The organism is Bacillus cereus (genome assembly GCF_002567495.1).
Lineage (GTDB): Bacteria > Bacillota > Bacilli > Bacillales > Bacillaceae_G > Bacillus_A > Bacillus_A cereus_AQ.
In genome coordinates this window covers 90,113-116,492 of sequence record NZ_NVAP01000040.1, presented here as the reverse complement: position 1 = coordinate 116,492, position 26,380 = coordinate 90,113, and the positions used below count along the sequence as shown (strand labels likewise).

The following is a 26,380-nucleotide window of genomic DNA, read 5'->3' as shown; positions in this document are numbered from 1 at the left end:
CCACTTCAGTAGCTTGCGTTGCAAGTTACTGAATGTTATAATTTGGATAATAACTACCTTGCAACGCAAGTTACCTAGATGAAAGGTGGTGAAATCATGCACAGCCAAATGTTAAAAGGTGTGCTCGAAGGTTGCATCCTATACATTATTTCACAAGAAGAAGTGTACGGATATGAACTGAGTACAAAATTAAATAAGCACGGATTTACATTCGTAAGCGAAGGAAGCATATATCCGTTATTGTTACGTATGCAAAAAGAAAAATTGATTGAAGGAACATTAAAAGCTTCCTCACTCGGTCCAAAGCGAAAATATTATCACGTAACCGATAAAGGGTTAGAACAACTTGAAGAATTTAAACAAAGCTGGGGAATGGTTTCTACTACGGTGAACAATTTATTACAGGGAGAGTGATGGGGATGAAAGCGAAAGATTTAATCGAATTAAATAACCAAAAGCGTAAATTATTAACTGCAGAAAATGAAATCGCCTATAGTGACATGTTAATATACATCCGCTTAGCTAAAGTGCCAGAATACCACGCAGAAGAACTGCTAATTGAAATTCTAGATCACCTTATTGAAGCCCAACAAGAAGAAAAAAATGCTTATGATATTTTTGGAGACGACTTACAGGCGTACTGTGACGAGTTAATTGCCGCCCTACCGAAGCAAAGTTTATGGGAACAATTATCAATTCCTTTATTTATAACTTGTTACCTGCTAGCAATATACTTTGCTATTTCGTCCGTAATTGCATTTGTATTACCCTTATTTGCAAATAAAGCACGTTTTAAATTTGTACACATTGATTTCATTTATCTGCTTGTATTTACATTATCCGTACATCTTATGATACGTTTTGTCTTCGATTTTATTAACACTGATTTATTTAAAAATAAAACAACTATTTGGAGGCATATAGGAAGTTTTTTAATACGTCATAGCCTATGGATGCTATTAATCGGTATTTCCTTTTTATTTATAAAAAATCCCTATACTACATTACAAGTTTCACCTTGGACCGGTACTTTGCTTGCCATCTCTTGCTATGTACTATATAGGCTTTTCTTCAAAAAAGAATACTTGGACTTTAAAAAGGAGTGACGAGGTCATGACTGAAAAAGAAATGGTTCAGTTAAACAATAAAAAAAGAAAGTTATTAACACCTGAAAACGAAGTTGCTTATGGTGATATGCTTATTTATTTACGCCTTACTAGCGTTCCACAAAAACAAATGGAAGAATTACTTTTAGAAATATTGGATCATCTTTTAGAAGCACAAGAAGACGGTAAAACTGCGCATGATATTTTCGGAGAGGATTTAAAAGCTTACTGCGATGAATTAATTAACTCTTCGGAACATCAAAATTCTTTCCAACAAGCTGCCATTATTGGGTTTGCAGTTAGTTTATTATTAGCTGTTCAAATTGGATACGATACATTCACTACTCTTATGCAAAAACTATTTTCAAATACAAACACTTCAGGAATTCCATTTAGTATTCCTGGAACAATATTATCTGCTATCGTTTTAACAATTGGTGCTTTCATAACTTTTTCTTTATTTAGACGTTTCTCTTTTACAATATTAGTTTCCTGGAAACAAAAAGCACTTCTCTTATTATCGGTATTTATACCTTTTGTCTTATCAGTTATTGCAAACGTATTTTTCAAAACACAACCATACTTATTTTATAATTTGTCTATTTTGCAAGGTGCTCTTATTACACTTTCTTTTTATATTCTGTACAAATTTTTATATAGAACATCTAAATTTTAACAGCCCTTCAAAAGGCTGTTTTTTCTTCTGTCTAATTTTACAAATTGAAAAATTTCATAAAGAAAATAAGAAAAATGCAAAATAATTAAAGTTAATTGTTGACGTGATGCTTTTATTATCGGTATCATAAATCTTCGTGAGCAATTATTTTTCGTTATACGATTTTTTTATTATTACTGAATTTTTGAGAGGAGAAATTAGATGTCAGTTAAGAAGAAAACGCAAGTACGCACCGGCAAAATGGTACGTGAACTAATGTTAGCAGACGAAGATGTAAATGCTTCGCTAATTATGGTATATAGTGAAAACGGTGTAAACGCAGAAATTAAAATCGAGGGCTTAACGCCGAAATGTAACGAAGAATTATTTTTGAGCGGAAACGTGGATTGGAACAAGAGTGTTATTTATAAAATTGTTGATTTCACTGGAAACGCTGAAGTTGGTAAAGTTACATTAACAGCGATGAACAAAAACAATGTTTCTCTAGAAATTGAACGCGTTATGTGGAGTAAAGAAAATAAAGAAGCTGCCGAGCAAGAAGAAACACAGGTAGAAGAAGCACCGAAAAAAGAAGTAGTTGTAGAAGCTCCAAAAGCAGTTACACCTGCTCCTAAGCCTGTTACGCGTGTGGAAACATCTGCTATGGCACCTAAGCCTACTCCGGTACCGACACCGAAGCCAGTAAGCGTAGAAGCAGCTGTAGAAATCACTACTCCAGCACCTGTGAAAAAAGTAGTCACTACTCCAGTTACAAAGCAAGAGACAGCACCGGTTGCTCCTGCAAAACCGAAGCAGCCTGCTTTGACTGAAACAAATTCAAAACTACAAGAAAATTATGTTAAACTCGTGAAAAAGACAATTGAAGTTTGTCAAGATTACGAGCTTGGCATCGACATAGATGATTCTATCGAAAGCTTAAAAGAAGAACTACAAAGCCAAGGTATTAGCGTCACATTTGACAAAGAAATTATGGACGTTGTAAGTCGTCTTCGTTCTTTACAAGATAAAGGAATCAAAGTAGAAAAAGTACTTAATTTACTATAAAAAAAATAAGAGGTGGCAATTGCCATCTCTTATTTTTTATAATTCCACTCATTACTTTCATACTTTTCTTTCGCTAACGTTTGAACTTCATGTAACTGTTCTTCTGTTAATTCATATGGAACAAGTTCTACATCCAATCCTTTTTCAAACCCAACTTCAAACGCTTTAATTAATTGTTCTATCGTAAATGTACGGTCTGTTAATTCATTAATTGCTACCGCTTTAGAAGAGAACATATTCTTCATACGTTCCTTCACACGTTCATTCGGGAATAAAAATAGATCGTATAGTTCATCCAAATCTATTTCTAACGGAATCGAGCCGTGCTGCAAAATAACACCTTTTTGGCGTGTTTGCGCACTACCCGCAATCTTTCTTCCCTCTACTACAATTTCATACCAAGATGGCGCATCAAAACATACGCCTGAACGTGGATTTTTTAAATTTTCACGATCTGCTTCTGTTTTCGGAACTGCATAATATGCTTCTAATCCTAATGCCTTAAAACCGTCTAATAAACCTTGCGAAATAACACGATACGCTTCTGTAACTGTTTTTGGCATATTTGGATGCTCTTCAGACACAATAACACTGTACGTTAACTCTTTGTCATGTAGTACACCCCTGCCGCCTGTTTGACGACGAACGAATCCATATTTCTTTTCGTTAACTACATCCATATTAATATCTTTTTCAACACGTTGAAAATATCCGACTGTTAATGTTGGCACTTCCCATTCATAAAAACGAATTGTTGGTGGCATTTTCTTTTCACTTTGCCAATTTAATAAACATTCATCTAACGCCATATTAAATGCCGGTGAACATTGACCAGAGTTAATATAACACCATTTTTCTTTTCCCATCCTGCACCTCATATAACCAATTATTTTTCACATTCTCTAGTCTACCAAATTCGACAAAATTTGTGAAAGAATACGAAATTTCTTCTTATATGCAAATGAATCTGTTGCATAAATACATATGGGCATTATAATATTGAAAGTAGGATAAGAAAAAAGGGAGCGATAGAATCGTGTCAACAACTTGGATTATTTTATTAGCCGTAATCGTAGCATTCATCGGCTACACTGTATGGATGTACTTCTATCAGAAAAAATTAATTAAAACTCTTACAGAAGAAGAATTTCGCGCTGGCTACCGTAAAGCACAGCTTATCGATATTCGTGAAACAGATGAATATAACGCAGGACACATTTTAGGTGCACGTAACATTCCGTTATCACAAATTCGCCTTCGTCACAAAGAACTTCGTCAAGATCAACCTGTTTACTTATACTGCCAAAGCGGATTCCGTACAGGTCGTGCAGCACAATACTTAAAAAAACAAGGTTACAAAGATTTCTACCAATTACAAGGTGGATTTAAATCTTGGACAGGCAAAATTAAAAAGAAATAATAACATACAAAAAACTAGCTGAATAAATCGGCTAGTTTTTTCATTCCATCTTGTTCGCAATGTATAATAAATTCTGCTTGATTACCTTTTCATCGTTCCCTTCTACATTCCGATACAGCAGCTGATATTCAATTCCTTTCTCCTTCCATATAAGCGTAGCAAATTCGTCACCACGTTCATAATCATCTTTATTTTTAAAATAAGCAGACGTTCCATTATTCAGTTTCATTTGTTCTTGAAATCGCTTCTCGTCCACGAAATCTGGAAAACTATAAGGGAAATTTGCGACATTTAACTCAATATACTCATTTCTACCTGGCTCCTGCTGTTTATATTTAATCGTTAAGACCGCGTTCTTCTGTCCAATTTTTCTTACTTGCCCCTTCACATCACTCGTCATGTCATACGGTAAAACAGTTGGAGCTTTAAATTTCACTGGAAAATATTTTGGAAGTTCCTTTAGCGGAATATGATCAATAGCGCGATCCATAGCCCCACCTGTTGTTCCCACAAATTTTTTTCTTCATACATTGTTTGCTGAAACGAACATGAACTAAGCACGAAACTAGAAAACACGAAACAAATGATTCTTTTTTTCAATTTGTTTCCGTCCTTTCATACCGCTCTCTTAACGAACGAAGCGTTGATATGCTCTTCATATTCGCTTTGTCACCAAACTCCACCTTTGAAAACTTTCCACGTTATTCTCACACATTTTGACAACACTTTTTGCAAACAAAAAAGACCCCTATCATTCTTACGCCCAAGTGAAAAGGTTACGCGAATAAAAGGAAGCCTTATTCATACCATAGTTTGTGAAAAGCTTTTCAGGTCAAGATTTTTTCTTTCTTATTATTTTCCCTTTATAATAAGGGAAAGAGGTGATACATATGGCCAATATAAAACAAATTGCTAAAACTGCTGGTGTATCGATATCAACTGTTTCTCGTGTCCTGAATAATCACCCTTACGTAAAAGAAGAAAAGCGTAAGCGTGTTCTAGATGCTGTTGAAGAATTAAACTACGCAAAAAATATAAATGCTGTTCATTTAATAAGAGGGAAAACATATACAATTGGCGTTATGCTCCCGTTCATTAACCTCCCCTACTTCAGTACGATTATTGAAGGAATCGGTAACGAAGCCTTATTAGCTGGGTATCATATTAATTTATGTCAAACGAATTACGATAGCCTTGAAGAAATTCGTGTTCTTGAAATGATGAAAATGAAACAATTTGATGGGATGATTATTTGCTCCCGAACGAGCTCTTGGGAACAAATTGAACCTTTCGCAAAATTTGCCCCTATTATTTCATGTGAAAAAATGAACCATCCCCTCATTTCATCCATCTACGTAGATCATTATGAAGGCTTCCGTCTCGGCACTGCCTATTTACTTAGTAAAGGCCATGAAAAAATCGGAATCTGTTTAGCAAGAAAAACAAGTGTAAATTCCATGGAGCGTGAAAAAGCGTTCGCCGATACACTTCGTAACGGAGGGAAAACGCTGCATCCTGAATGGATTTTTCACCAATGCTATACAATGCAGGACGGGGCACAAGTACTCCATCGTATTTTACATATGAAAAATCGTCCAACCGCTATTTTCACAGCAAATGATCAAGTAGCTGCCGGTTTACTAACAGAGGCAAAAAAACATGGTATACGTGTCCCTGAAGATCTCGCCATTTTAGGATTCGATAACCATGAAATTTCAAAGGCATTAGAAATTTCAACTATTGAACATCCTGGTCTCACGATGGGATCACGAGCTTTTACCTTATTCCATAAACAAATACAGGCCGAACAAATAACTGGGAACTCAGAAGAACTTCCATTCCATTTAATTGAACGAAAAACAATTTAAAAAGGAGCGTTAACTATAGCGCTCTTTTTTAGTTCTTCACCTATTGACTTTATATTTCCCATCTCATATAATGAACCTAACGAACGGTAGGTAGGGGATGAAAATGACAGCAAATCGCATTAAAGCTGTAGCACTTTCTCATTTCGCACGCTACGGCTACGAAGGAACTTCATTAGCAAATATTGCTCAAGAAGTTGGGATTAAAAAACCATCGATTTACGCACACTTTAAAGGAAAAGAAGAGCTCTATTTTATATGCTTGGAATCCGCTCTTCAAAAAGATTTACAGAGCTTTACAAACGATATCGAAAACTTTTCCAATTCGTCCACTGAAAAATTGCTTTTAAAATTATTAAAAGGCTATGCAAAACGCTTTGGTGAAAGTGAAGAATCAATGTTTTGGTTACGAACTTCTTATTTTCCGCCTGATGCATTTCGCGAACAAATTATTGATAAAGCAAATGTACACATTGAAAACGTCGGAAAACTTTTATTCCCTGTATTTAAAAGAGCAAGCGAACGAGATGAGCTGCATAACATTGAAGTAAAAGACGCCTTAGAGGCTTTTCTATGCTTACTCGACGGTCTTATGGTTGAACTACTATACGCAGGTTTAAATCGTTTTGAGACACGTCTAGACGCTTCTTGGAAAGTATTTTGGCGCGGACTTTCAAACTGACGGATTGCTCCTTTGCAATGCGTCGTTTTTAAGCCCTTTACCTAACGACTGGTAGGAAGGAGAAATGACATATGGCATGGATTTATGTAATCATAGCTGGTATTATTGAAATCTTTTGGGTGATTGGACTAAAAAAAGCGGAGGCACCACTTGAGTGGGCTGGTGTTGCTCTATTAATTGCAATTAGTTTCGTCTTATTATTTAGAGCTTATAAAGATTTACCTGTCGGTACTGTATACGCAGTCTTTACAGGAATTGGAGCTGGTGGAATCGTTCTTACAGAAATTTTCATTTTCGGGGAGCCATTCTCTATTGTAAAAGTTTTATTAATCGGTTTAATCTTCTTCGGAGTAATTGGTCTAAAACGAGTAACAGAAGAAAAAGAAGCGAAGGAGGCTGCATAAAATGGCTTGGGTATTTTTAATTCTAGCTGGTATTTGTGAAATTATTGGTGTACTCTTTATGAAAGTAGCCACTGAAAAGAAAGGCTGGGCACCAAAAGTTATCTTAATCGCTAACTTCGGCGTAAGCTTCTTCTTCTTATCTCTTGCAATGAACACGTTACCGATGGGAACTGCTTACGCGATTTGGACTGGAATCGGAACTGCCGGAAGTGCACTTCTAGGTATTCTTATTTTCCGAGAATCAGCGGATTGGCGCCGTCTTGCCTTCTTAAGCTGCATTCTATGCGGCGCTGTTGGCTTAAAACTATTAAGCTAACGTGAGGTGAATGTCATGTGGAAAGAAAAAGGAAAGAAAGTGTTAGCATGGATCACTCTTGGTATCGTCATTCTATTACAAATAAGTTTTCATATAATAGAATCATTGTTTCATAAAGTAGTATCCATTCTCACCTTCCTTCCTAACATGACACTTGAAATTATATCAATCGTTTGGTCCATTATTGCCTCCATTGCAATCGTCATTATATGGAGTATCGCCAAACTATGGAATAAGTTATTTAAAAAGGACAGTTCTTCCGAAAAAGAGTAGCTGTCCTTTTTTATATTCATTTAGACTTTCTATAGAAGTTTGATGCGATAAGATAAAACAGACCAACTATAACAATACTTATACCAATCCCCTTATGCAAATTAGGAAATGGCGATGGTATATCTGAATAAAAATTTGCTAATATGAGACCGATTGAAACGAAAAGTACCCCTATTCTATATAACCATTTTCTTTTGTTCATCCTTCTCCCTCCTAAAATTTTTCATACACTCCTTCCTTTTGGACATACTACCTAAAAAAGGAGTGAATGATATGCAAAATTCTATACATAAGCAGATCCTATTTTTATTTTTCCTCTTTCTCATTCTCGTTATCGTTTTCAGCTTTATATTACATACTCCGAAAGATGTACCAAATAACATTTCTTTTTATAAACTACTGCTCTCGTATTGTCGTTATTGAAGAAGGTGCCTTTTATGAGGCACCTTTTAAAATTCTCTTTTTTCATATATTTTTACTGAAACGAAAACCGATGCTATGAACATGCATATTGAACTAACGAATAACAAGCTATTATATAATTGAATTTGTTCCAAATTGATTTGAAACAAAGCTTCTAAAGTAACAATTGGTGCCATGAATATTACGATCGTAATAAAAATAGTTTTCTTATAACCTAGCCAAAACGCTAGCGGTAAAACCAAACTTAAATACACTAAAATAAAGCTAATACTAGCAACCATTGTCGTTTCAATAAATTCAAATAGGTTAACCCCATTCTTCATTCCCATCGTGAAGCAACCGACCGTTACGCTTATAAAAAGAATAATAATTGCTACTATATATTTCGCATATACAATTTGTTTTCTCAATATTGGCAAACTATTTACTATAACTTCGCTCTCATTTTTACTATCTGCTTCAAATGTTTTTATCGTTGCCATAACTGTAAAAATGAACGACATAATTATGAATACATTTTCCGTATCTTTGAAAGCCATATAAAAGAGAATAGGATATAGTATGTACCACATTAAAAATTTCCATTGAATGATGAAATCTTTTAAAATTAGTTGCTTGATCATGTATTACACCTCCTAATATGAAAATGTCACTTCTATAACTCTGCCTCCTGAAACATTTTCATTGAGAGGAACATTGATATGACTATACTTACTAACACTCCAGTACCAAGAACACCCATTGCTAGTGTAGCCTCTTGAGAGTGGAGTACTTTTAGCATAATTGTTTTATCACCAAAAATATTGCACATAAGGCCAATCATACCTGTTAAAGGCAAAATCATAATAACATTCAAAACAGAAGTAGCTTTATATCCTCCAATGTAATTAGCGGGTATCGTTACAACACAATAGATTAAAGTTGCTACTATTGCTGAAAATATTGCATATCCAGGCATAACTATATCTCTGTTCAATAGAATATTTCCTAATATTATGACTATAAAAGTTGTACTCAAACCAGCCATAATAAATAATGAACTTGCAATATATTTAGCTATAACTATCTCTGTTCTCGTTATAGGCAAACTCACTAATATTTTTTCTGTTTTACTTTTCTCTTCATAATAAAAAGAAATATATATAATCGTACTACATGTTATAAATAACCCTATTGCAATCCCCATGGGTTGGACCGGATTCCTAAAAACGGAGAAAATAGGTATTAAAAAATATAAAAGAAACATCTTCTTCTGCAAGAAAAACTCCTTCAAAATCAATTGCTGCATATAAATTCTCCTCTCTATAAATCACGTGCTCCGTAAATTTTAATTGTAAGAAACATAGAAGCGATATACACACTAACTAATATAATCGCCCAAACTATAAGCAAGAAAATGTTCGAAGGATTCATAATCCAATTACTGAATGATGACGTTGTTTCATTCAGTCCATCTCCTATAAATATCCAAGCAATTCCACCAACTGCCATTGATACTCCTGACACTATACTTCGTGCTATCTTTGACTTTGTAACATAATAACTTGGAAAAAATGTCACAACAAAAAATACGGCGTAAACAGCTCCATTTATGACTTCATACCATGGAATTTCAATGTATAGATTAGGATGATATGCACCGATATCACCAATAACCACAATACCTCTTATAAGAAAAACAACTAACACCGTAGAAAGTATGCCGCCTACAATGAATATTGCACAGGAGATATATCTAGCAATAATGATATCCTTTCGACTTACCGGTAAACTATTTATAACAATGTCACTTTTATTTCTTTCATCCATAAAGATTAGCGTCATAACAGAAGAAAGGGTTATAAATAGACAACTCATCGAAAATAACAATTCACCACCTGGATCTAACATAAATAACACAAAGGGAACAACAAGATTCACTAACCAAGTTACCCGAAAAAAGAACAAATCTTTATATACGAGCTGACGCATAGGCACCTCTCCCTTTCGCAGTGTAAACGATAATATCATCTAATGTAGGTTTTTCTAATACAACCTCATTTCCAAACCAATCGATAATTGCTTGTTTATCCTTCGCTAAACCTTCGAAACCAAATTTATTTTTTCGTAATCCAACAAATAGCTCTTTTCCTTCTTGATCTAATAAATCATTGCTTCCCTTTACAATTACGTAGTTCTCCATCAATTCATCTTTCTCACCACTAAATATAATTTCTCCATCGTTGATAAACGTAATATAATCCGCAATGCGCTCTAAGTCTGTTGTAATGTGCGTTGAGAATAATACAGATACTTCATCTTCCATTACAATTCCTTGCAACATATCAAGCAATTCGCTTCGAACAACTGGATCTAATCCTGCTGTCGGTTCATCCATAATAATAAACTCTGCGTGGTGTGAGAGTGCGATGGCAATCGCAAATTTCATTTTCATCCCTTTTGATAGTTCTTTAATTTTTTTATACTTTGGAACTTGCAATCTATGCATATACGATTGATACTGCTCTTCGTCCCACTTTTTATATAACGGTGCGATAATACGCTTCATTTGCTCACACGTTAAATCTTCGTAGTAATGATTTTCATCATATACAAAGCCGATATTTTGTTTTATTTCCTTTTCGGCTTTCTTGTTGTCCTTACCAAAAATTTTTATATCACCGCTATCTTTTCTAATTAAATTCATAATCATTTTGATTGTCGTACTTTTTCCAGCACCATTCGGTCCGACAAACCCCATAATATATCCGCGTGGCAATGTAAAACTTATATTTTTCACTGCGAAATCTTCATAACTTTTACAAACTTTTTTTAACTCTAGCATCCCTTATTCCCCCTTATATAAAAACGCGATCATCTGCTGCAATTCTTCAAGTGAAAGCTGCAACACTTTACTTTCTTTTACGATTTCTTCAGCCTTACTTTCCAATAGACGTAGCCGCTGTTCTTTTAGTAGTTCATTATTTTTACGTGAAACATAAGTCCCCTTCCCAGCAACAGTTTCTATATATCCTTCTTTTTCAAGCTCCTCGTACGCACGCTTCGTTGTAATTACACTAATTTGTAATTCCTTCGCTAAGCTACGAATAGACGGTAATTGGTCTCCACCCTTTAAACCACCATTTAAAATAAGCTGGCTTAATTGTTTTCTTATTTGCACATAAATAGGGTCTTGGGAAGAATTCGAAATAATAATATTCATGTTTTCCTCCAGTGTGTGTATATACTGTATATATCTTATATACACAGTATATACACACCATCCTATTTTTGGCAAGAAAAAAAGACCAACATTTTCCTGTTGGTCTTTCGTATATGTATCACTTTTCAAAGCGATCTAACATCTCGTCTCTCATTCCGAAACTTACTACTGCAATTCCTATATACATAAACAGAAGGAATGCCGGATGAACTGTGTTGTACCAGCTGCTATCAACGATTAAATAAATCGTTAATGCCACAACAAGAACAAACGCTAAGATAAACATATAAAAGTGTCTTGTACTACCCATGATAAACTCCTCTCTTCTCACTTCACCATTCAACAGTATATTGTATCGAATAATTCGATATGACTCAAGGTTAACTTTCTGTTATGTAATCAAGTTCCACCTTTACAATGTCCTCACATGCTATTGAAATGATTGTTCCTTGTTTATCAATTGCCGTCACTTCTCTATTATCCATTACACGATGCGCTACTCTTTCTAACACTTTTCCTTGGTCACGATAACAAAATTCTTTTACATCTTTAATTGTTTCTCCATTTTCTAAATGGTATACCATTCTATAACATCGATATCCCACACTTTCACCTCCATCTTGCTCGTTTTTTCACATATACATAAAAATGAGTAATTTTCGCCTCATCACATCTTCTTAATTTCAATAAAATTCTAACAAAAATAAATACTTTTATCAAACCGACTTTTTCAACAAAACTACCTATAAAACTACACCTTTGCACCATTAGAAAACAAAAAATATAATTTTTTAACATTTTCTTCACTATTTCTGCACAAATTCTCCATACAAAAAAAGAACCCGCCTCAGCGAGTTCTTCCTTTGTTATTCTAATCAAACTTGTACAGGAGCTGGCTTTGCATAACGTAAAACTGGTTTACGTGCAGCCATCGTTTCGTCTAAACGTTTAATGACTGTCGTATGCGGTGCTTCTTGTACAACTTCTGGATTTTCTTCTACTTCTTTAGCGATTTGAATCATCTTATCAATGAAACCATCTAATGTTTCTTTTGATTCTGTTTCTGTCGGCTCAATCATAATACATTCTTCCACATTTAATGGGAAGTAAATTGTTGGTGGATGGTAACCAAAATCAAGCAGACGTTTTGCAATATCTAATGTACGTACACCAAGTTTCTTTTGACGACGACCTGATAATACAAATTCATGCTTACAATGTCTATCGAATGGAAGATCGTAGAATGGCGCTAATCTTCTCATCATATAGTTCGCATTTAATACAGCATACTCAGTTACCGCACGTAGTCCATCTGGACCCATAGAGCGAATATACGTGTATGCACGAACGTTAATACCGAAGTTACCATAGAATGGTTTCACGCGTCCAATTGCTTCTGGACGGTCGTAGTTGAAGTGGTAGCCATTTTCCGTTTTCTCTAAAATTGGTTTTGGCAAGTACGGAATTAAATCAGCTTTCACACCTACTGGACCAGAACCTGGACCGCCGCCGCCATGCGGACCTGTAAATGTTTTATGAAGGTTTAAATGCACAACGTCAAATCCCATATCTCCTGGGCGCGCTTGGCTTAATACCGCATTTAAGTTTGCACCATCATAGTATAATTTACCGCCCGCATTATGGACGATTTCTGCCATTTCTAAAATATTTTCTTCGAATAGACCTAATGTATTAGGATTTGTTAACATAAGTGCTGCTGTTTCTTCATTGACAACACGTTTTAAGTCTTCTAAATCAACAAGGCCATTTTCATTTGATTTTACTGTAATTGTTTCAAAACCAGCTACAGTTGCAGATGCTGGATTCGTTCCGTGAGCAGAGTCAGGCACAATTACTTTCGTACGGTTAAAGTCACCATTCGCTTCATGGTATGCACGAATTAACATTAAACCTGTCCATTCTCCGTGTGCACCAGCTGCTGGTTGTAAAGTAACAGTATCCATACCTGTAATTTCAATTAAATGCTCCTGTAAGTCGTACATTAATTCCATTGCACCTTGTACTGTCTTTTCATCTTGCAGTGGATGAATATTTGCAAATCCTGCGAAACGAGCTACACTCTCATTAATCTTCGGATTATATTTCATCGTACAAGATCCAAGTGGATAGAATCCAGAATCAACACCGTGGTTACGGTTTGAAAGTGCTGTATAGTGGCGCATAATATCAAGTTCAGATACTTCTGGTAGCTCTGCATCTTCTACTCGAATATAATCACTCTCAAACACATCTTCTAGTTTCACTTCTTCTACATCTAATTTGGGTAAGCTATATCCTACGCGTCCTTCTTTAGTCACTTCAAAAATAAGTGCTTGGTCTTGGTTCTTCATTGGATAGCCCCCATTTCGTTTACAAGTGTGTCAATTTCCTCTTTTGTACGAAGTTCAGTTACTGCTACAAGCATATGGTTTTCATGCTCTTTATAATCACGGCCTAGGTCGTAACCGCCGATAATATTCTTTTGTAATAATGCATCATTTACTTCTTTCACTGGACGTTTGCAATCTACAACAAACTCATTGAAGAATGGCCCAGCAAATGTTACTGTGAAGCCTTTCGCTTCAAATTGACGTTTTGCATATTGTGCTTTAGAAATATTTTGACATGCCATTTCTTTCACACCTTGTTTTCCAAGTGCCGTCATTGCAACAGAAGCTGCTAATGCATTTAACGCTTGGTTTGAACAAATGTTAGACGTCGCTTTATCACGGCGAATATGCTGTTCACGTGCTTGTAACGTTAATACAAATCCACGTTTACCATCTGAATCTACAGTTTGTCCAACAAGACGTCCTGGAATTTTACGCATAAATGCTTTCGTTGTTGCAAAGTAACCACAATGCGGTCCACCAAACTGCGTTGGAATACCGAATGGTTGTGCATCACCGATTACAACATCAGCACCAAATTTCCCTGGTGGTGTTAATGCACCTAATGATAATGGATTTGAAGAAACGATAAATAATGATTTTTGTTGATGAACGATTTTTTCAATATCAGCTAATTTTTCAACTTGTCCGAAGAAGTTTGGATATTGAACGATTACACAAGCAACTGTATCATCCACTTCACTTTGTAATACGTCTAAATCTGTTACACCATCTTTATGATTAATTTCAACAACTTCAAGATGTTGACCTTTTGCATACGTTTCAAGTACTGCTCTTGATTCTGGGTGAACCGCGCTAGATACAAGAATTTTCTTTTTACGAGTATGGCCAGCTGCTAACATTGCCGCTTCAGCTAAAGCTGTACCTCCGTCATACATAGAAGAGTTTGCTACATCCATTCCTGTCAATTCACAAATCATTGTTTGGAATTCAAAGATTGCTTGTAATTCCCCTTGTGAAATTTCCGGTTGGTATGGCGTGTAAGCTGTATAAAATTCTGAGCGAGAAATAACATGATCTACAATTACTGGAGCATAATGATCGTATACGCCTGCTCCTAAGAAAGAAGCGTATTCTTTTAAGTTAGCATTTTTACTAGCCATTTGAGATAGCTCTTTTAAAAGCTCCGGCTCTGATTTTGCTTCTTTAATTTTTAAATCCCCTTTAAAGCGAACACTCTCTGGAATATCCGAGAATAATTCATCAATCGTTTGAACTCCGATCGTTTGTAACATTTCTTTTTTGTCTTCTTCTGTCATTGGAAGATAACGATGCAACATGAAATCTACCCCTCTCCCCGTTACTTTGAACGTTTGTAAAATGGTGTTGGAACAACTACTGCTTTGACGCGTTTATTACGAATTTCAATTTCTACTTCTGTATCAACTGCTGCGTATTTCACATCAATTAGTGCTAAACCAATGCTTTTCTTTAACGTTGGAGATTGTGTACCACTCGTTACTTCCCCGATTTTTTCTTCACCAATAAATACAGGGTAATGCGTACGAGGAATACCGCGTTCGATTACTTCGATGCCGACTAATTTACGAGGAGCACCGTTGTCTTTTTGCTCTTTTAACGTTTCTTTTCCAAAGAAGTCTGCTTCTTTATTTGGTTTTACCGCAAAGCCAATTCCAGCTTCAATCGGTGTAATATCTTTTGATAATTCTTGTCCATAAAGTGGTAATGTTGCTTCGAAGCGAAGTGTATCACGAGCACCTAAACCACATGCTTTTAAGCCCTCTTCTGCTCCAACTTCAAGAAGTTTCTCCCAAAGTTTTGCAGCCTCTTCACTCTTACAGTAAATTTCGAATCCATCTTCACCTGTGTAACCTGTACGAGATACTAGTGCTGGAATTCCATCTACAAGAATATCGTTTTTAAATTTAAAGAACTTAATTTCTTTCAAATCTTCTGACACAACTTTTTGTAAAATGCCTTCTGCTTTTGGTCCTTGAATTGCAAGCTGTGCAACTTCACTAGAAACATTGACTACTGTCGCATCGCCAATTACATGACTTGCTAACCATTCGTAATCTTTCTCGATATTTGATGCATTGATTACTAATAAATAGTCTTCTTCACCACGTTTGTAGATTAATAAATCATCTACTGTGCCACCATTTTCATAGCACATCGCTGTATATTGTGCGCCCCCTACCTTTAAGGTAGATACGTCATTTGTAACAACACGTTGTAAAAATGCTAAACTATCTACACCTTTTACTTCAACTTCTCCCATATGAGAAACATCAAACAAACCTGCCGCTGTACGTACAGCTTCGTGTTCTTCTTTAATGCTTGAAAATTGAACTGGTAATTCCCAACCACCGAAGTCGATTGTTTTCCCACCATACTTCGCGTATACATCAAATAACGGTGTACGTTGTAATGTAATCATGCTCTCTCCCCCTTATGCTTTGACAAATCAATAAAAGTTGTTTCCCTTTTCTAAACATTTTCATTCTGAAAAGATAGGATATACGGAATCTCATTATATTTTTTTATGAAAGCGTAAATAAAAAATCACTTTCTTGGATAAAATACGAAAGATTCCACACATTTCACACCATTATCCTAACATCATTCGCTATATTTCATCAATATTCTAGCATAAAAAATAATTTAGAATTTTTTATGTTAAAAATCAATAAATACAGCTTTTGAGATTTAACACTTTATTATTGTCTATCATATAGCCTTTAATAACGATAATCATGCCTTCTTTTAAGGCAAATCATCATACATTAAAAAATAATTACTTTAGTTTATAAAAGGTGGGAGAGTCGTAATGAATGTCGATATTTCCGTAGATCGGACGTGGCAAAACAATTTTTTAAATAGAATTGACGAAGATGGCCCTTGGACAAACTGGGATTTATATCACTTAGCTTATGAAACAGAAAAATCGTTACTTGTTCCTACTTTTGATGGACTACAAGCACCGAAACATTTATCCCATTTCACACCGCTTCCTCATCAATTAGAAGTCGCTCAAAATGTGATTGAACAAATGAATGGTAAAGCGATTCTAGCAGATGAAGTAGGGCTTGGAAAAACGATTGAAGCTGGACTAATTTTAAAAGAATATATGGTGCGTGGGCTTGTGAAAAAGGTACTCATACTCGTCCCCGCCTCTCTCGTATCACAATGGGCATACGAACTAAATACAAAGTTTTTCATTCCCGCTGTCGCTCAAAAGAAAAGCTACTCGTGGGAACAAGCTGACGTAATCGTCTCATCAATTGATACCGCGAAACGTTCACCACATCGCGATATCGTTTTGAACTTAGAATATGACCTTATTATTATCGATGAAGCACATAAACTAAAAAATAATAAAACAAAAAACTATGAATTTGCACAACGATTAAAAAAGAAGTTTTGTTTATTACTAACCGCAACTCCTGTTCAAAATAAGATTGATGAAATTTTCAACCTTGTTTCTTTATTAAAACCAGGACATTTAGGCAATCAATCTAACTTTGAAGAATACTACGCTTCAAAAAATCGTTCAGCCGAATCAGATGAAGACTTAAAAGCTCTTATTAACAAAGTAATGGTGCGAAATAGACGACATAATACCGGTATCGATTGGCCAAAGAGACATGTACGTACAATTTTTGTTGAGTTTAATGAAGAGGAGCAAGCTTTGTATAACGATATTGAAAATTGGCGAGGACAAGATTCCTTCACATCTGCTTTCTCATCATTAACTTTAAAACGAGAAGCGTGTAGTAGTCGTGAGGCTGTTTACTATTCATTAAAAAAACATGTAGAAAAACGACAGAAGGAAAATGAACATTACATAAAGGATCCCCATATTGATGTGCTAATGGATAAAATTAATCATATTCCTTTTAACTCGAAAGCAACTAAAGCTCTAGAACTTATAAAAGAAATTGACGATAAAGTCGTCATTTTCACGGAATACCGAGCATCACAAATGTACTTACAATGGTTTTTACAACAACACGGTATTTCTTCCGTACCATTCCGCGGTGGATTTAAACGCGGGAAGAAAGATTGGATGAAGGAACTTTTCCAAACTCGTGCTCAAGTGTTAATTGCAACGGAAGCTGGCGGGGAAGGCATTAACTTACAGTTTTGTAGCCATATGATTAATTATGATTTGCCATGGAATCCAATGCGTCTTGAACAAAGAATTGGACGTATTCACCGTCTTGGACAAAAAAATGATGTTCATATTTATAACTTAGCTACAAAGCATACCGTTGAAGAACATATTCTGAAACTGTTATATGAAAAAATCAACTTATTTGAGCGTGTTATCGGTGAACTCGATGAAATTTTAACGAGAATTAATATGAAAAACATCGATGCACATATTCAAGAAATTTTCGCGCAATCAAAAAGCGAAGGTGAAATTCGAATTAAGATGGAAAACTTAACATCTATTATCGACTTTGCGAAACGAAATGAAGCTGAGGTGCAAGGCTATGCAGCAACATGAAATCCATAATTACTTATACAATTTCTTTGAGGCGAATAACTGTGAAATTTTAGGGCGCTCCCCTCACTTATTAGACGTGCAGTTAACAATTGAAATGGACAAATTATTAATGAATCGTCCTTTTTATTGGCACTATCTTGAAAAAACAGGAGGCGTACCGAATCCGATGCGCCTTACTCTTATTACAAATCCAGAAAACGAAGAAAACGATGGCGAACTTATTCACTACGGTTCACCACGACTGCATCAAATTTTCCAAACGACAAAAGAATTAGGCTCTTACATACGTTTATATGAGGATGTAAGACATAACGGGGCAACACATACACCACTCCACCCTTGGCTCGGTATTAATATAAAAGTTTCCTATCAATGTGATCGAAAAAAAGACATCCTTCACTCCATTGGTATTCATCTCATTTCTGGAACAATGATGGCAAACTTTCATGAAACATTAACTAACATTAAACTTACACCAAAAATACCTGACTTTTGTTTTACGCTCTCGCCTATCATTAAACCCCAAAGTGGTTTACAACGTATAGAAGACGCCTTAAAAAATATAATTGCAGAAGATGACCATACGTGGGCCAAAGAAGCAAGAGTGCGCTGGAATCACGATTTAGACCTTTTAAACCGTTTTTATGAAGAAAGTGAAGAACTTCCTGAAAGCTATGAAATTGAAAAACAAGCCCTGCAAGAACAGTATGAACCACGTATTACAGTGCAAATTATTAACGGGGGCCTTTTTTATATTACCGCGAATCATTTTCTATCTTAAAAAAGCTCCTTCTGCTTTAGAAGGAGCTTTATTTTGAGTTACTCTCTATCTTCATTACGCTCTTGTTGTTTTTGCTTTGCCATACGTTTTTGATACGCGCGATCCTTTGCGCTTACATGATTTGCATCAGTTGGAAGATTTTCTTTCGAACGTCCAATTCCATTGCTCATCTTTTTCACTCCTTTTTATGTATTTCAAAATACACGCTTATTTTCAGCTAGAGATACAATCCTTATACAAAAAAATAAGAGCAGCCATTGGCTACTCTTACTCGCTCACATATTTTTGAAACATATCATGGATACCTTTATTTACTAGGTTCGAGATCTGCTCGTCAGATTTATTCGGATAACGATCACGCAATCTGATAGATGCCTTCACCATTAAATTTTCTAATACAGAACGGCCACCTTCTCCATAAATAATTTCAGCATATTTAACAAGCCTTCCATCCTCTACTGTTGCTGGATTATGATTGAAGAAAAATTTACTCATTGTCTCCACCTCTCTTTTTTTGATAACGTTTACATTTATATAGATTATTTATGTTATTTATTTCACAATATTGTATGCATGTATATTTAATTAGTTTCATTATAAAGCAACATATCGATAGTAAATATGTGATTTTCCGTCCATTTTGTGAACAAACCAAAAATGAAAGCGTTTCCTTTATTATATACTAAAAAAACTTACTACGCTAGGGGCAATTTTTTTAATCTACTAATTCCCAAAACTTTAATATACTTTTGCTTTTCCCATTAAACCTTATATAATTTTCAGAAATTATATTATAAAATATATGTATGACTTAAGGAGGAGTTGTATGAATCAAAATAAAAAAGCTATATTAGATATCGTCTTCTATCTCGTAATCCCATTCCTCATTTGGAAATTTGCAAAACCTTATATCGATCCTTATTACGCAATGTTAATCTCATCTGTCCCTGGGATTGTTTATACACTGTATATGTTTAAGAAGGAAAAGCAATTTAACGTGACAGGGTTCTTTATTTTAATCACACTCATCGCTAATACGACAGTAGATTTATTATCTGGATCGGCTGAACGAATGTTGTGGAACGATGCATATTATCACATCGTACTCGGTATTATCGTCATCTGTACAATTTTCATAAAAAAACCACTCATGTTATACTTTGCTGCGGATATTGCAGCGCTGCAAGGCCATGATCGTGATAAAAGTCGTGAGCTTTATCGTGATAGTCGTATATATCCAGCACTGCAATATTTAACGCTATTTTTCGGGCTGCAATTTATATTAAAAAGCTTTTTAAAAATTTATTTCATCTCTGTTTTTGGTGTAGATGGCTACGGTGAAATGAGAGCGATTATGACCGCTGTCGGCTGGGGCATTTCTATTTGTATTGGAATAGGGTTCGTATGGGTGAACAATAAAATACATGCCGTTACGGAAGAACAAGAATCCGTGCAGTAAATAAAGATCTCCTAGTGTATTACGACACTAGGAGATCTTTATTTTGCTAGACATATGACTAAAATTTAACTTGATTTTTTGCTTTTACTTTTTACGTTTCGATAAAACAAAGCAGCGCTCAGCGGCATAACACCAAACCATTTATTCATAAATGGCTCTTTTTCAGCACGGCGTTGTTCTTTCTTTTGTTTTCGATCTTCTTTTGGAGCATCCATATACGACACAAACTGCTGCGTCACAAAGCGAACATAATCATTAGTAGACATATTATCATCACCTCTACTTGATTAGTATATCCACTTTTTTATACATTAATCTTCTCCTTTAATTCAATCATAATTTGTTCTACCGACTTATTTGTCGTATCAATATAAATCTCCGCCTCCTCATAATAAGCTCGGCGCGATTCAAATTTCATTACAAATGCATCTATATCTTTCTTTTGAAATAGTGGACGTGTCGTATCTTCACGAAGTCTTTCTGCAATTACATGCGGATCACAATATAAATACACGACAGTTCCGTTCTCTTTCATCCACTTGCGATTTTCCGCTCGTTCAATAATTCCTCCACCAGTTGTAATAATGACATTATAAACTGGTAGTGAACGTAACATTTCGCTTTCATATTCCCGAAAAGCCATTTCGCCTTCTTCGGCAAAAATATTTCGAATTACCTTCTCTTGCTTTTCTTCGATTTTTTGATCTGTATCTACAACATCCATTTGAAGTTCTTTACTTAACGCTTTTCCAATTGTTGTTTTCCCTGCTCCCATATAGCCGGTTATGTATATAGATTTCATTTTCGGTCCTCTCAATCGTCATTTATTACTTGTTATTATAACGAAAGATGCTACTTTGTTTAATAAAAAAAACGTTTTGTTCTTCTTATACTGTGAAGAACAAAACGTAACATACTCGCTTTTACTTATAAGTACCTCTTCTCACCCACTGCGTTGCAATCCATTTCTCGCCTTTCGTTACAGGTGCTCCTCCGTGTAACGTAAGCTCATTTAGTGATTGATCTTGATAAAAATACTCAAAGTATACTGCCATTCCCTTTCTAGGGTGTACAGAGAGATTTAATTTCGGGAAGAATGTTTCCCCGCCTTCTTCTACATCATTTAAGTACATCACAAGAGTACTGATACGATTATTAGCAGCTGATCTACTATGTTCCGCAAAATAATCATAGTGTGCTTTATATTGTTGATCCACTTCATAATTTAAAATGTGCAATCCTTCACCATGCGACGCAGGAACATTCATGATAGATGAAATTCGTTTTTCAATCTTCGAAGTAAGTTCATTCTCTTCCAAAAATGCACCGCTACTTGTTCGGATATCATTTACATCACGTGATGAACCAATTGTAGAACGTTTCATCTTATTTTTAGACATTTCAATCAATTCATCGCATTCTTCGTTACTTAGCACATTTCCTAATACGACAATAAGAGGTTCTTCAAATTTTGAAATAATTTGTATTTCTCTATCTTCTGTCATAATCGTATTTCCTTTATGATCAAAAATAGTTTGTTCTTTATTTTCACCTATTTGATTATTGTTTGTCATTTCCCTATTCTCCCTAAAAATAATGATTGGATAGCATGAATATATCATATTCTTTCTACCTTTCTCTTTTTTGAGAAAATTTAAACTTTTAAACATTATATTTATCCATTTCTTCTAAAAAATCAACCCCATTCACAATGGATAATCATGGTTCCTATCCGTATATTTTACATATTCATCCTTCTATCCAATCGACTATTTTTCCATCCTTTTTTCTATACCGAAAGCTCACGGTATAGAAAACTTCCTGTTTGAGTTTGCACTGCAACGCAACGAGAATTGAATCATTTTCAAAGACATAATTTCCACTCGCTTCTCCCTTTTCATACTGGAAGAAAAATGTATCTTCTTTTTCTTTGTGCTGTAAGTCTTTTTTTATATCTGTAATAGATCGGTTAAGTAATTCATCCAGTAAAAACTTTTGTTCTATTTCTATATAAAAATTTTTATCTGTAAGTAACATATTTGTTTCGTATATAAAAAAAGAAGTTAATAAAATAAGAAAGATGAGCGTTCCAGGCATTGTAAACCCATTTTGCCCTCTCATACATTCATTTCCATTTCACTATATCGCATAACTACCCCTTCATATATTTTCCCGCTAGTATCTTTCACATTTATAATGAGTAAATGTGGTGTTAGTTTGTAAGAAACCGTTCCAATATTTTGTAAAACAACTTCCCTCCCGCGCCTATTTACCTTTCTTATAAGACGACTATTCTCTTTTTCATACGACACTGCGCCCCCATTACGCGATCGGAATCGTAAAATACTTTCTCCATTTTCAAAGGCTAGCTGTTCTCCAGATGATACTTCACGAAATTCCAATTGCATTTGTCCTAGAAACACATCCCACTCCCAATCATTTAATCCTTTTGACTGTTTATTTTCCATTCCAATGAAATGTAGGCGGGGAAAGAGTAAAAAAAATATTGATAATAGAAACAAACATACAATCATTTCTATTAATGAAAATCCAAATTCTAATCTATTTTTTCTCCTGCATAAAAGCATTTTTCGATCATCCTGTCTTTCACATCTCTCCACATGGTACAAACTTCATTGCCTCCCCAATATGTGTAATACACAATTCCATTTATATTCTTTTCTATTATTCGCTTTTCTTTATTTTCATACATATATATAGCTGCTTCTTTTTTTAATAATCCAGATGCTTTATAACGAATTTGTATATTTTTTCTTTCCTGCATAACTAATACTGTTTGCGGTAGTAGTAACGATACAGCCATCATTAAAACACTTAACGATACAATCATTTCAGCCATTATCGATCCTTTTTGACATTTCACGATACGTAAATCTCCCTCTCCCAAGCTGAAATACAATTTCATATTTATAATTTCGATACGAAAGTAAAATCGTACCACCTCTATTAATATTTCCGCTTGGATTATATGTCATCGGATTTGGAAACGTATGCAAATCAATTTGTATATCCTCTTCATACTCTCTCTTGATGATATAATACTTTGTACCTGACTCTTTTATAGCATACATATTTCTATCTTTATGCCAACGTAATGTATAGTGCTTTTGACGGTTTATCGCTAATTGCTGCATATACAAAATATCATTTGAAAACTGTCTCAAAAATTGTTCAACTTTTTGTCGCTCGTATAAAGAATGAACACTAAAATACGTAACTACGCTTAATACCGAAATAACAAATAAAACGAGTAACATTTCTAAAAGAGTAAATCCTTTTTGTTTCACAATGCCCTAGTTGATACTGTGCCATCATCTGAAATATGAATAGATTCGCCATTCGGACACTTGTCAGTTGTAATATACTTTTCATCTGTCAGTTCTTTTAATGATGGAATTTTATTATGCTGTAATTGGTATACTTGTATTTGTGCTTCTATAGATTTTACGTAAGCCGCACATCCTTTTCCTTGAACCGATGAGCGCTGTGTAACTACATTCGGAATAATTAATAGTAATAATATAGTTATAACAACCATAACTAATAGCATCTCTAACAGAGTAAATCCTTCCTCATTCTGCATACAAATGCCCCCTAAATAGAATTCATCATTTGAAACATCGGCATAATCATCGCTAAATACATAAGAACAACGATTCCTCCAATACATGTAAATAAAATAGGCTGAATGATAACTAACATATGTTTAATTTTCCGTTCCATCTTTTCTATAATAAGGTCGCTATAATCACCTAATTCAATCGCTAAATTTCCGTTTGCTTGTCCATGCGTAATAATATAAGAAAGTTCTTTCTCGTAATACCCACTTTTAGCAATGATAGATTGTAACTGTTCTCCTGCAATTAATTGTCTTTCAATCCGGCTCGCTTCATATTGAAAGAACGGATGATATCTTTGCTCCATCATTATTGTTAAAGCTTCGCATACTGATAGTCCGCCATTTAATAAACCACTCAACTGAGTAGCAAAATAATGCGAATGCTTTAAAATAAGAAATGTTTTGATGAGGGGAATACGAAGCATGATTTTTACCTGTCTAATATGTGGAAGTTTCCTAAAATACAACATATATAAACTACATCCAATGATTACAGTTAAAATAGCGGTGAAAATAATGTAAGGTAGCAATTTTATTGCACTTAAAATTCGTTCTGTAAGTAGTGGCGTGGTAGAACCGAACGAACTATAAATCATTTTAACCTGGGGTAATAAGATGAGATTAAAAATAAAAAGCATGATTATTAGAAAAAACACTAAAAACATAGGGTACTGCATTATTTTCATCATGTCTTTCCTATACTTATCCTTCTTATAAAGAAGTGCACTTCCTTGTTGCAAGGCAAAAGAAATATCACCATGTTGCTCGGCATAAAATAAATAACTTAACATGTCCTGATGAAACCTTAACTGATGAAAAGAATCGTGTAGACTTTTCCCATCTTTTAACCCCTCAATCATGCGCTGCAATTGTACTTTCTTTTCTACAGGTAATTGCAACTGTAAAAATTCTAACGCTTGTAAAAGAGAGTAGCCTTTTTCTAATAGTTCTCCTAAACGTTTCAACAATACTACTTGATCACTTAAAGTCCATGTTTTCTTAAACATAAACATCATCTTCTAAAAAGCCTAAAGCATATCCTTTTCGTATTGATGATTCTAAAGTCTCATGTGTGTAAGTAACACATTCTCCATTTGCTTCTTTAAGCGCTTGTTTTAACTCATATCCATATAGCAGCTCATAGATGCTTGCTTGCCTTACTTGCCTCATTGATTTACATAAAGTTGAGCACTTTCCTCTGCAAAACGGACACTTCAATTCGACAAGTCGCTGTGCAGCTACAGCCAATAAAGACTGTTCAATCTCTTGTCCCGTTATACCATAATCCATGAAACGAATAATTGCTCCTTTCGCATCATTCGTATGCAGCGTTGTCATTACTAAATGTCCTGTCAAACTTGCTCTTATAGCTATTTTTGCTGTTTCTTCATCACGGATTTCACCGACTAAAATAATATCTGGATCATGACGTAAAATAGCCTTTAATCCTGTTTCATATGTGAGACCCGCTTTTTCATTTATTTGAATTTGTAATACATCGTCATTTCTTTTTTCAACCGGATCTTCAAGTGTAATGATGCGACGTGTTTTCTTTTTTCTAATTACCTCTAATAATGCATACATTGTCGTTGTCTTCCCAGATCCAGTCGGTCCAGTAAACACGAGTAGCCCCTGTGAATAGCGTAAAAACGAGAGTAGTTTTTCTGCCGTACTTGGAAATAACGAAAGATGTGATAAGGGCTGAACAGATGCTTGTAAATGAAGGCGAATCACGAGACTTTCTTGGTATACTGTTGGAAGTGTTGAAAGGCGTAAGTACACTTCTTGTCCATCAATTTGCAAATACAACGAACCATTTTGTGGCTTCCGCTTCTCTCCTATATCCATAGATGCTAAAAATTTAAAATGTGAGACAAGTTTTTCTCCAAACTCCTTTTCAATACATTGTCTCGTCATTAAATCTTTTCCTATACGTAGTTGCACCGCTACATCCTTCTGCCGGGGCACAATATGTAAATCCGACGCTTGTACTCTACACGCTTCTTTTAAAATTGTATTCGCAAAAATTTCGATCCCATTCATCACTTTTCCCTCCTCACTATGTATATAGCATGAAAATATGCACAATAAAAATTTGGATTTTTGTATTTTCAATAGAACAAAAAGGAAAAATATGTTTGTGAAATTATGAACAATTTCCGAATTATTGTCTGAAATTACCTATACTAATGTTTATCTGTATT

Annotated in this window: 39 protein-coding genes; 14 read left to right on the top strand and 25 right to left on the bottom strand. The window is 34.9% G+C overall.

What is annotated here, in order from left to right; translation table 11 throughout:
• Positions 1 to 96 precede the first annotated feature (96 nt).
• The 4 genes from COK05_RS19320 (at position 97) to COK05_RS19305 (ending at position 2,826) form a co-directional block, all read left to right on the top strand.
• Positions 97 to 414 carry a PadR family transcriptional regulator gene (locus tag COK05_RS19320; protein ID WP_000556083.1) on the top strand — a complete coding sequence of 106 codons (318 nt, stop codon included), beginning with the start codon at positions 97 to 99 and terminating at the stop codon, positions 412 to 414.
• Between the two features lie 5 nt (positions 415 to 419).
• The gene (locus COK05_RS19315; RefSeq protein WP_098613930.1) at positions 420 to 1,106 is read left to right on the top strand and encodes a DUF1129 family protein; all 687 of its coding nucleotides are present in this window, start codon (positions 420 to 422) and stop codon (positions 1,104 to 1,106) included.
• Positions 1,107 to 1,113: 7 nt separating this feature from the next.
• Entirely contained in the window at positions 1,114 to 1,782 is a 669-nt protein-coding gene (locus COK05_RS19310; RefSeq protein ID WP_098613876.1) for a DUF1048 domain-containing protein, read from the top strand.
• Between the two features lie 201 nt (positions 1,783 to 1,983).
• Positions 1,984 to 2,826: a hypothetical protein gene (locus tag COK05_RS19305; protein ID WP_098613875.1), complete on the top strand. Its 843-nt coding sequence runs from the start codon at positions 1,984 to 1,986 to the stop codon at positions 2,824 to 2,826.
• A 29-nt stretch (positions 2,827 to 2,855) separates the two neighbouring features.
• Here the strand turns inward: COK05_RS19305 and COK05_RS19300 are convergent, their stop codons facing one another.
• Positions 2,856 to 3,692, bottom strand: coding sequence for a lipoate--protein ligase family protein (locus tag COK05_RS19300; protein ID WP_098613874.1), 837 nt, complete (start codon positions 3,690 to 3,692; stop codon positions 2,856 to 2,858).
• 170 nt (positions 3,693 to 3,862) lie between these two features.
• Between COK05_RS19300 and COK05_RS19295 the strand changes: the two genes are divergently transcribed.
• Complete coding sequence (locus COK05_RS19295; RefSeq protein ID WP_000108654.1) at positions 3,863 to 4,246, top strand: rhodanese-like domain-containing protein; 384 nt, start codon at positions 3,863 to 3,865, stop codon at positions 4,244 to 4,246.
• A 40-nt stretch (positions 4,247 to 4,286) separates the two neighbouring features.
• On the opposite strand, the gene COK05_RS19290 is transcribed toward COK05_RS19295, so the two are convergent.
• Positions 4,287 to 4,736, bottom strand: a complete 450-nt coding sequence (locus COK05_RS19290) for a DNA polymerase III subunit delta (protein ID WP_098613929.1) — start codon at positions 4,734 to 4,736, stop codon at positions 4,287 to 4,289.
• 400 nt (positions 4,737 to 5,136) lie between these two features.
• Between COK05_RS19290 and COK05_RS19285 the strand changes: the two genes are divergently transcribed.
• The 5 genes from COK05_RS19285 to COK05_RS19265 all read left to right on the top strand — a co-directional run bounded on the left by COK05_RS19285 (position 5,137) and on the right by COK05_RS19265 (position 7,786).
• Positions 5,137 to 6,114: a LacI family DNA-binding transcriptional regulator gene (locus tag COK05_RS19285; RefSeq protein ID WP_098613873.1), complete on the top strand. Its 978-nt coding sequence runs from the start codon at positions 5,137 to 5,139 to the stop codon at positions 6,112 to 6,114.
• Positions 6,115 to 6,211: 97 nt separating this feature from the next.
• Positions 6,212 to 6,793 carry a TetR/AcrR family transcriptional regulator gene (locus COK05_RS19280; RefSeq protein ID WP_141539166.1) on the top strand — a complete coding sequence of 194 codons (582 nt, stop codon included), beginning with the start codon at positions 6,212 to 6,214 and terminating at the stop codon, positions 6,791 to 6,793.
• A 71-nt stretch (positions 6,794 to 6,864) separates the two neighbouring features.
• Positions 6,865 to 7,197, top strand: coding sequence for a DMT family transporter (locus COK05_RS19275; protein WP_098613871.1), 333 nt, complete (start codon positions 6,865 to 6,867; stop codon positions 7,195 to 7,197).
• 1 nt (position 7,198) lies between these two features.
• A complete protein-coding gene (locus COK05_RS19270; protein ID WP_000312623.1) occupies positions 7,199 to 7,513 on the top strand; it encodes a DMT family transporter in 315 nt (104 codons plus the stop codon).
• A gap of 15 nt (positions 7,514 to 7,528) precedes the next feature.
• Entirely contained in the window at positions 7,529 to 7,786 is a 258-nt protein-coding gene (locus COK05_RS19265; RefSeq protein WP_098613870.1) for a DUF3975 family protein, read from the top strand.
• A 16-nt stretch (positions 7,787 to 7,802) separates the two neighbouring features.
• Here the strand turns inward: COK05_RS19265 and COK05_RS19260 are convergent, their stop codons facing one another.
• The 11 genes from COK05_RS19260 to gcvT form a co-directional block, all read right to left on the bottom strand.
• Positions 7,803 to 7,988 (bottom strand): hypothetical protein, encoded by a 186-nt coding sequence (locus tag COK05_RS19260; RefSeq protein WP_098613869.1) that lies wholly within the window; start codon positions 7,986 to 7,988, stop codon positions 7,803 to 7,805.
• 247 nt (positions 7,989 to 8,235) lie between these two features.
• A complete protein-coding gene (locus tag COK05_RS19250; RefSeq protein WP_141539165.1) occupies positions 8,236 to 8,832 on the bottom strand; it encodes an ABC-2 transporter permease in 597 nt (198 codons plus the stop codon).
• A gap of 32 nt (positions 8,833 to 8,864) precedes the next feature.
• Positions 8,865 to 9,497 (bottom strand): ABC-2 transporter permease, encoded by a 633-nt coding sequence (locus tag COK05_RS19245; protein WP_098613867.1) that lies wholly within the window; start codon positions 9,495 to 9,497, stop codon positions 8,865 to 8,867.
• A gap of 14 nt (positions 9,498 to 9,511) precedes the next feature.
• Positions 9,512 to 10,180 carry an ABC-2 transporter permease gene (locus tag COK05_RS19240; RefSeq protein WP_098613866.1) on the bottom strand — a complete coding sequence of 223 codons (669 nt, stop codon included), beginning with the start codon at positions 10,178 to 10,180 and terminating at the stop codon, positions 9,512 to 9,514.
• Positions 10,161 to 11,033 (bottom strand): ABC transporter ATP-binding protein, encoded by an 873-nt coding sequence (locus COK05_RS19235; RefSeq protein WP_098613865.1) that lies wholly within the window; start codon positions 11,031 to 11,033, stop codon positions 10,161 to 10,163. The genes COK05_RS19240 and COK05_RS19235 overlap by 20 nt, the downstream gene beginning before the upstream one ends.
• A gap of 3 nt (positions 11,034 to 11,036) precedes the next feature.
• Positions 11,037 to 11,411: a GntR family transcriptional regulator gene (locus COK05_RS19230; protein ID WP_001021350.1), complete on the bottom strand. Its 375-nt coding sequence runs from the start codon at positions 11,409 to 11,411 to the stop codon at positions 11,037 to 11,039.
• Positions 11,412 to 11,529: 118 nt separating this feature from the next.
• Positions 11,530 to 11,721, bottom strand: coding sequence for a hypothetical protein (locus COK05_RS19225; RefSeq protein WP_000535933.1), 192 nt, complete (start codon positions 11,719 to 11,721; stop codon positions 11,530 to 11,532).
• Between the two features lie 70 nt (positions 11,722 to 11,791).
• Positions 11,792 to 11,995 carry a DUF3929 family protein gene (locus COK05_RS19220; RefSeq protein ID WP_000262495.1) on the bottom strand — a complete coding sequence of 68 codons (204 nt, stop codon included), beginning with the start codon at positions 11,993 to 11,995 and terminating at the stop codon, positions 11,792 to 11,794.
• A gap of 291 nt (positions 11,996 to 12,286) precedes the next feature.
• A complete protein-coding gene (gene gcvPB, locus COK05_RS19210) occupies positions 12,287 to 13,762 on the bottom strand; it encodes an aminomethyl-transferring glycine dehydrogenase subunit 2 (RefSeq protein ID WP_000795712.1) in 1,476 nt (491 codons plus the stop codon).
• Positions 13,759 to 15,102: an aminomethyl-transferring glycine dehydrogenase subunit 1 gene (gene gcvPA / locus COK05_RS19205; protein ID WP_098613864.1), complete on the bottom strand. Its 1,344-nt coding sequence runs from the start codon at positions 15,100 to 15,102 to the stop codon at positions 13,759 to 13,761. Before gcvPA ends, gcvPB begins: the two co-directional genes overlap by 4 nt.
• Before the next feature lie 20 nt (positions 15,103 to 15,122).
• Positions 15,123 to 16,223 carry a glycine cleavage system aminomethyltransferase GcvT gene (gene gcvT / locus COK05_RS19200; protein ID WP_098613863.1) on the bottom strand — a complete coding sequence of 367 codons (1,101 nt, stop codon included), beginning with the start codon at positions 16,221 to 16,223 and terminating at the stop codon, positions 15,123 to 15,125.
• A 390-nt stretch (positions 16,224 to 16,613) separates the two neighbouring features.
• Here gcvT and COK05_RS19195 point away from each other — a divergent pair, with 390 nt between their 5' ends.
• Together COK05_RS19195 and COK05_RS19190 are read left to right on the top strand one after the other, a co-directional pair.
• Positions 16,614 to 18,296 carry a DEAD/DEAH box helicase gene (locus tag COK05_RS19195; RefSeq protein WP_098613862.1) on the top strand — a complete coding sequence of 561 codons (1,683 nt, stop codon included), beginning with the start codon at positions 16,614 to 16,616 and terminating at the stop codon, positions 18,294 to 18,296.
• On the top strand, positions 18,283 to 19,077 hold the full coding sequence (locus COK05_RS19190) for a YqhG family protein (protein ID WP_098613861.1): 795 nt from the start codon (positions 18,283 to 18,285) through the stop codon (positions 19,075 to 19,077). The genes COK05_RS19195 and COK05_RS19190 overlap by 14 nt, the downstream gene beginning before the upstream one ends.
• A 38-nt stretch (positions 19,078 to 19,115) precedes the next feature.
• On the opposite strand, the gene COK05_RS31840 is transcribed toward COK05_RS19190, so the two are convergent.
• Together COK05_RS31840 and COK05_RS19180 are read right to left on the bottom strand one after the other, a co-directional pair.
• Positions 19,116 to 19,247 carry a hypothetical protein gene (locus tag COK05_RS31840; RefSeq protein WP_000064668.1) on the bottom strand — a complete coding sequence of 44 codons (132 nt, stop codon included), beginning with the start codon at positions 19,245 to 19,247 and terminating at the stop codon, positions 19,116 to 19,118.
• A gap of 97 nt (positions 19,248 to 19,344) precedes the next feature.
• Positions 19,345 to 19,572: a hypothetical protein gene (locus COK05_RS19180; RefSeq protein WP_000032702.1), complete on the bottom strand. Its 228-nt coding sequence runs from the start codon at positions 19,570 to 19,572 to the stop codon at positions 19,345 to 19,347.
• Between the two features lie 74 nt (positions 19,573 to 19,646).
• Between COK05_RS19180 and COK05_RS19175 the strand changes: the two genes are divergently transcribed.
• The gene (locus COK05_RS19175) at positions 19,647 to 19,763 is read left to right on the top strand and encodes a hypothetical protein (protein ID WP_003279814.1); all 117 of its coding nucleotides are present in this window, start codon (positions 19,647 to 19,649) and stop codon (positions 19,761 to 19,763) included.
• A 140-nt stretch (positions 19,764 to 19,903) separates the two neighbouring features.
• Entirely contained in the window at positions 19,904 to 20,536 is a 633-nt protein-coding gene (locus tag COK05_RS19170; protein ID WP_098613860.1) for a VC0807 family protein, read from the top strand.
• 65 nt (positions 20,537 to 20,601) lie between these two features.
• Here COK05_RS19170 and COK05_RS19165 read toward each other — a convergent pair whose 3' ends face one another.
• From COK05_RS19165 to comGA, 10 genes are all read right to left on the bottom strand, one after another.
• On the bottom strand, positions 20,602 to 20,802 hold the full coding sequence (locus tag COK05_RS19165) for a YqzE family protein (protein WP_098613859.1): 201 nt from the start codon (positions 20,800 to 20,802) through the stop codon (positions 20,602 to 20,604).
• Between the two features lie 38 nt (positions 20,803 to 20,840).
• A complete protein-coding gene (locus COK05_RS19160; RefSeq protein WP_098613858.1) occupies positions 20,841 to 21,338 on the bottom strand; it encodes a shikimate kinase in 498 nt (165 codons plus the stop codon).
• Positions 21,339 to 21,459: 121 nt separating this feature from the next.
• Positions 21,460 to 22,110: a 2OG-Fe(II) oxygenase gene (locus tag COK05_RS19155; protein WP_141539164.1), complete on the bottom strand. Its 651-nt coding sequence runs from the start codon at positions 22,108 to 22,110 to the stop codon at positions 21,460 to 21,462.
• A gap of 175 nt (positions 22,111 to 22,285) precedes the next feature.
• Positions 22,286 to 22,657 (bottom strand): competence type IV pilus minor pilin ComGG, encoded by a 372-nt coding sequence (gene comGG, locus COK05_RS19150; protein ID WP_098613856.1) that lies wholly within the window; start codon positions 22,655 to 22,657, stop codon positions 22,286 to 22,288.
• Entirely contained in the window at positions 22,654 to 23,124 is a 471-nt protein-coding gene (comGF, locus tag COK05_RS19145) for a competence type IV pilus minor pilin ComGF (protein ID WP_141539163.1), read from the bottom strand. Before comGF ends, comGG begins: the two co-directional genes overlap by 4 nt.
• Positions 23,094 to 23,396, bottom strand: coding sequence for a type II secretion system protein (locus COK05_RS19140; RefSeq protein ID WP_141539175.1), 303 nt, complete (start codon positions 23,394 to 23,396; stop codon positions 23,094 to 23,096). Before COK05_RS19140 ends, comGF begins: the two co-directional genes overlap by 31 nt.
• A complete protein-coding gene (comGD, locus tag COK05_RS19135; protein ID WP_098613854.1) occupies positions 23,389 to 23,844 on the bottom strand; it encodes a competence type IV pilus minor pilin ComGD in 456 nt (151 codons plus the stop codon). Before comGD ends, COK05_RS19140 begins: the two co-directional genes overlap by 8 nt.
• Entirely contained in the window at positions 23,841 to 24,140 is a 300-nt protein-coding gene (gene comGC, locus COK05_RS19130; protein ID WP_098613853.1) for a competence type IV pilus major pilin ComGC, read from the bottom strand. The genes comGD and comGC overlap by 4 nt, the downstream gene beginning before the upstream one ends.
• A gap of 11 nt (positions 24,141 to 24,151) precedes the next feature.
• Positions 24,152 to 25,183, bottom strand: a complete 1,032-nt coding sequence (gene comGB, locus COK05_RS19125; RefSeq protein WP_098613852.1) for a competence type IV pilus assembly protein ComGB — start codon at positions 25,181 to 25,183, stop codon at positions 24,152 to 24,154.
• Positions 25,176 to 26,219 (bottom strand): competence type IV pilus ATPase ComGA, encoded by a 1,044-nt coding sequence (gene comGA / locus COK05_RS19120; protein WP_098613851.1) that lies wholly within the window; start codon positions 26,217 to 26,219, stop codon positions 25,176 to 25,178. Before comGA ends, comGB begins: the two co-directional genes overlap by 8 nt.
• Positions 26,220 to 26,380: the final 161 nt, after the last annotated feature.

Bases quoted from the DNA above. Each gene is read 5' to 3' on its own strand.
- comGF (WP_141539163.1), bottom strand. From the start codon at position 23,124: ATGCTTTTATGCAGGAGAAAAAATAGATTAGAATTTGGATTTTCATTA.
- COK05_RS19275 (WP_098613871.1), top strand. From the start codon at position 6,865: ATGGCATGGATTTATGTAATCATAGCTGGTATTATTGAAATCTTTTGG.
- comGC (WP_098613853.1), bottom strand. From the start codon at position 24,140: ATGCAGAATGAGGAAGGATTTACTCTGTTAGAGATGCTATTAGTTATG.
- COK05_RS19195 (WP_098613862.1), top strand. From the start codon at position 16,614: ATGAATGTCGATATTTCCGTAGATCGGACGTGGCAAAACAATTTTTTA.
- COK05_RS19305 (WP_098613875.1), top strand. From the start codon at position 1,984: ATGTCAGTTAAGAAGAAAACGCAAGTACGCACCGGCAAAATGGTACGT.
- COK05_RS19290 (WP_098613929.1), bottom strand. From the start codon at position 4,736: ATGGATCGCGCTATTGATCATATTCCGCTAAAGGAACTTCCAAAATAT.
- COK05_RS19315 (WP_098613930.1), top strand. From the start codon at position 420: ATGAAAGCGAAAGATTTAATCGAATTAAATAACCAAAAGCGTAAATTA.
- COK05_RS19180 (WP_000032702.1), bottom strand. From the start codon at position 19,572: ATGAGTAAATTTTTCTTCAATCATAATCCAGCAACAGTAGAGGATGGA.
- COK05_RS19285 (WP_098613873.1), top strand. From the start codon at position 5,137: ATGGCCAATATAAAACAAATTGCTAAAACTGCTGGTGTATCGATATCA.
- COK05_RS19320 (WP_000556083.1), top strand. From the start codon at position 97: ATGCACAGCCAAATGTTAAAAGGTGTGCTCGAAGGTTGCATCCTATAC.
- COK05_RS19165 (WP_098613859.1), bottom strand. From the start codon at position 20,802: ATGTCTACTAATGATTATGTTCGCTTTGTGACGCAGCAGTTTGTGTCG.
- gcvPB (WP_000795712.1), bottom strand. From the start codon at position 13,762: ATGAAGAACCAAGACCAAGCACTTATTTTTGAAGTGACTAAAGAAGGA.
- COK05_RS19230 (WP_001021350.1), bottom strand. From the start codon at position 11,411: ATGAATATTATTATTTCGAATTCTTCCCAAGACCCTATTTATGTGCAA.
- COK05_RS19225 (WP_000535933.1), bottom strand. From the start codon at position 11,721: ATGGGTAGTACAAGACACTTTTATATGTTTATCTTAGCGTTTGTTCTT.
- COK05_RS19160 (WP_098613858.1), bottom strand. From the start codon at position 21,338: ATGAAATCTATATACATAACCGGCTATATGGGAGCAGGGAAAACAACA.
- COK05_RS31840 (WP_000064668.1), bottom strand. From the start codon at position 19,247: ATGAGCAATGGAATTGGACGTTCGAAAGAAAATCTTCCAACTGATGCA.
- COK05_RS19265 (WP_098613870.1), top strand. From the start codon at position 7,529: ATGTGGAAAGAAAAAGGAAAGAAAGTGTTAGCATGGATCACTCTTGGT.
- gcvPA (WP_098613864.1), bottom strand. From the start codon at position 15,102: ATGTTGCATCGTTATCTTCCAATGACAGAAGAAGACAAAAAAGAAATG.
- gcvT (WP_098613863.1), bottom strand. From the start codon at position 16,223: ATGATTACATTACAACGTACACCGTTATTTGATGTATACGCGAAGTAT.
- comGG (WP_098613856.1), bottom strand. From the start codon at position 22,657: ATGAGAGGGCAAAATGGGTTTACAATGCCTGGAACGCTCATCTTTCTT.
- COK05_RS19220 (WP_000262495.1), bottom strand. From the start codon at position 11,995: ATGGTATACCATTTAGAAAATGGAGAAACAATTAAAGATGTAAAAGAA.
- COK05_RS19250 (WP_141539165.1), bottom strand. From the start codon at position 8,832: ATGATCAAGCAACTAATTTTAAAAGATTTCATCATTCAATGGAAATTT.
- COK05_RS19235 (WP_098613865.1), bottom strand. From the start codon at position 11,033: ATGCTAGAGTTAAAAAAAGTTTGTAAAAGTTATGAAGATTTCGCAGTG.
- COK05_RS19300 (WP_098613874.1), bottom strand. From the start codon at position 3,692: ATGGGAAAAGAAAAATGGTGTTATATTAACTCTGGTCAATGTTCACCG.
- COK05_RS19270 (WP_000312623.1), top strand. From the start codon at position 7,199: ATGGCTTGGGTATTTTTAATTCTAGCTGGTATTTGTGAAATTATTGGT.
- comGA (WP_098613851.1), bottom strand. From the start codon at position 26,219: ATGAATGGGATCGAAATTTTTGCGAATACAATTTTAAAAGAAGCGTGT.
- COK05_RS19280 (WP_141539166.1), top strand. From the start codon at position 6,212: ATGAAAATGACAGCAAATCGCATTAAAGCTGTAGCACTTTCTCATTTC.
- COK05_RS19240 (WP_098613866.1), bottom strand. From the start codon at position 10,180: ATGCGTCAGCTCGTATATAAAGATTTGTTCTTTTTTCGGGTAACTTGG.
- COK05_RS19155 (WP_141539164.1), bottom strand. From the start codon at position 22,110: ATGACAAACAATAATCAAATAGGTGAAAATAAAGAACAAACTATTTTT.
- COK05_RS19310 (WP_098613876.1), top strand. From the start codon at position 1,114: ATGACTGAAAAAGAAATGGTTCAGTTAAACAATAAAAAAAGAAAGTTA.
- COK05_RS19190 (WP_098613861.1), top strand. From the start codon at position 18,283: ATGCAGCAACATGAAATCCATAATTACTTATACAATTTCTTTGAGGCG.
- COK05_RS19170 (WP_098613860.1), top strand. From the start codon at position 19,904: ATGAATCAAAATAAAAAAGCTATATTAGATATCGTCTTCTATCTCGTA.
- COK05_RS19245 (WP_098613867.1), bottom strand. From the start codon at position 9,497: ATGCAGCAATTGATTTTGAAGGAGTTTTTCTTGCAGAAGAAGATGTTT.
- COK05_RS19140 (WP_141539175.1), bottom strand. From the start codon at position 23,396: ATGGCTGAAATGATTGTATCGTTAAGTGTTTTAATGATGGCTGTATCG.
- COK05_RS19175 (WP_003279814.1), top strand. From the start codon at position 19,647: ATGCATGTATATTTAATTAGTTTCATTATAAAGCAACATATCGATAGT.
- comGB (WP_098613852.1), bottom strand. From the start codon at position 25,183: ATGTTTAAGAAAACATGGACTTTAAGTGATCAAGTAGTATTGTTGAAA.
- COK05_RS19260 (WP_098613869.1), bottom strand. From the start codon at position 7,988: ATGAACAAAAGAAAATGGTTATATAGAATAGGGGTACTTTTCGTTTCA.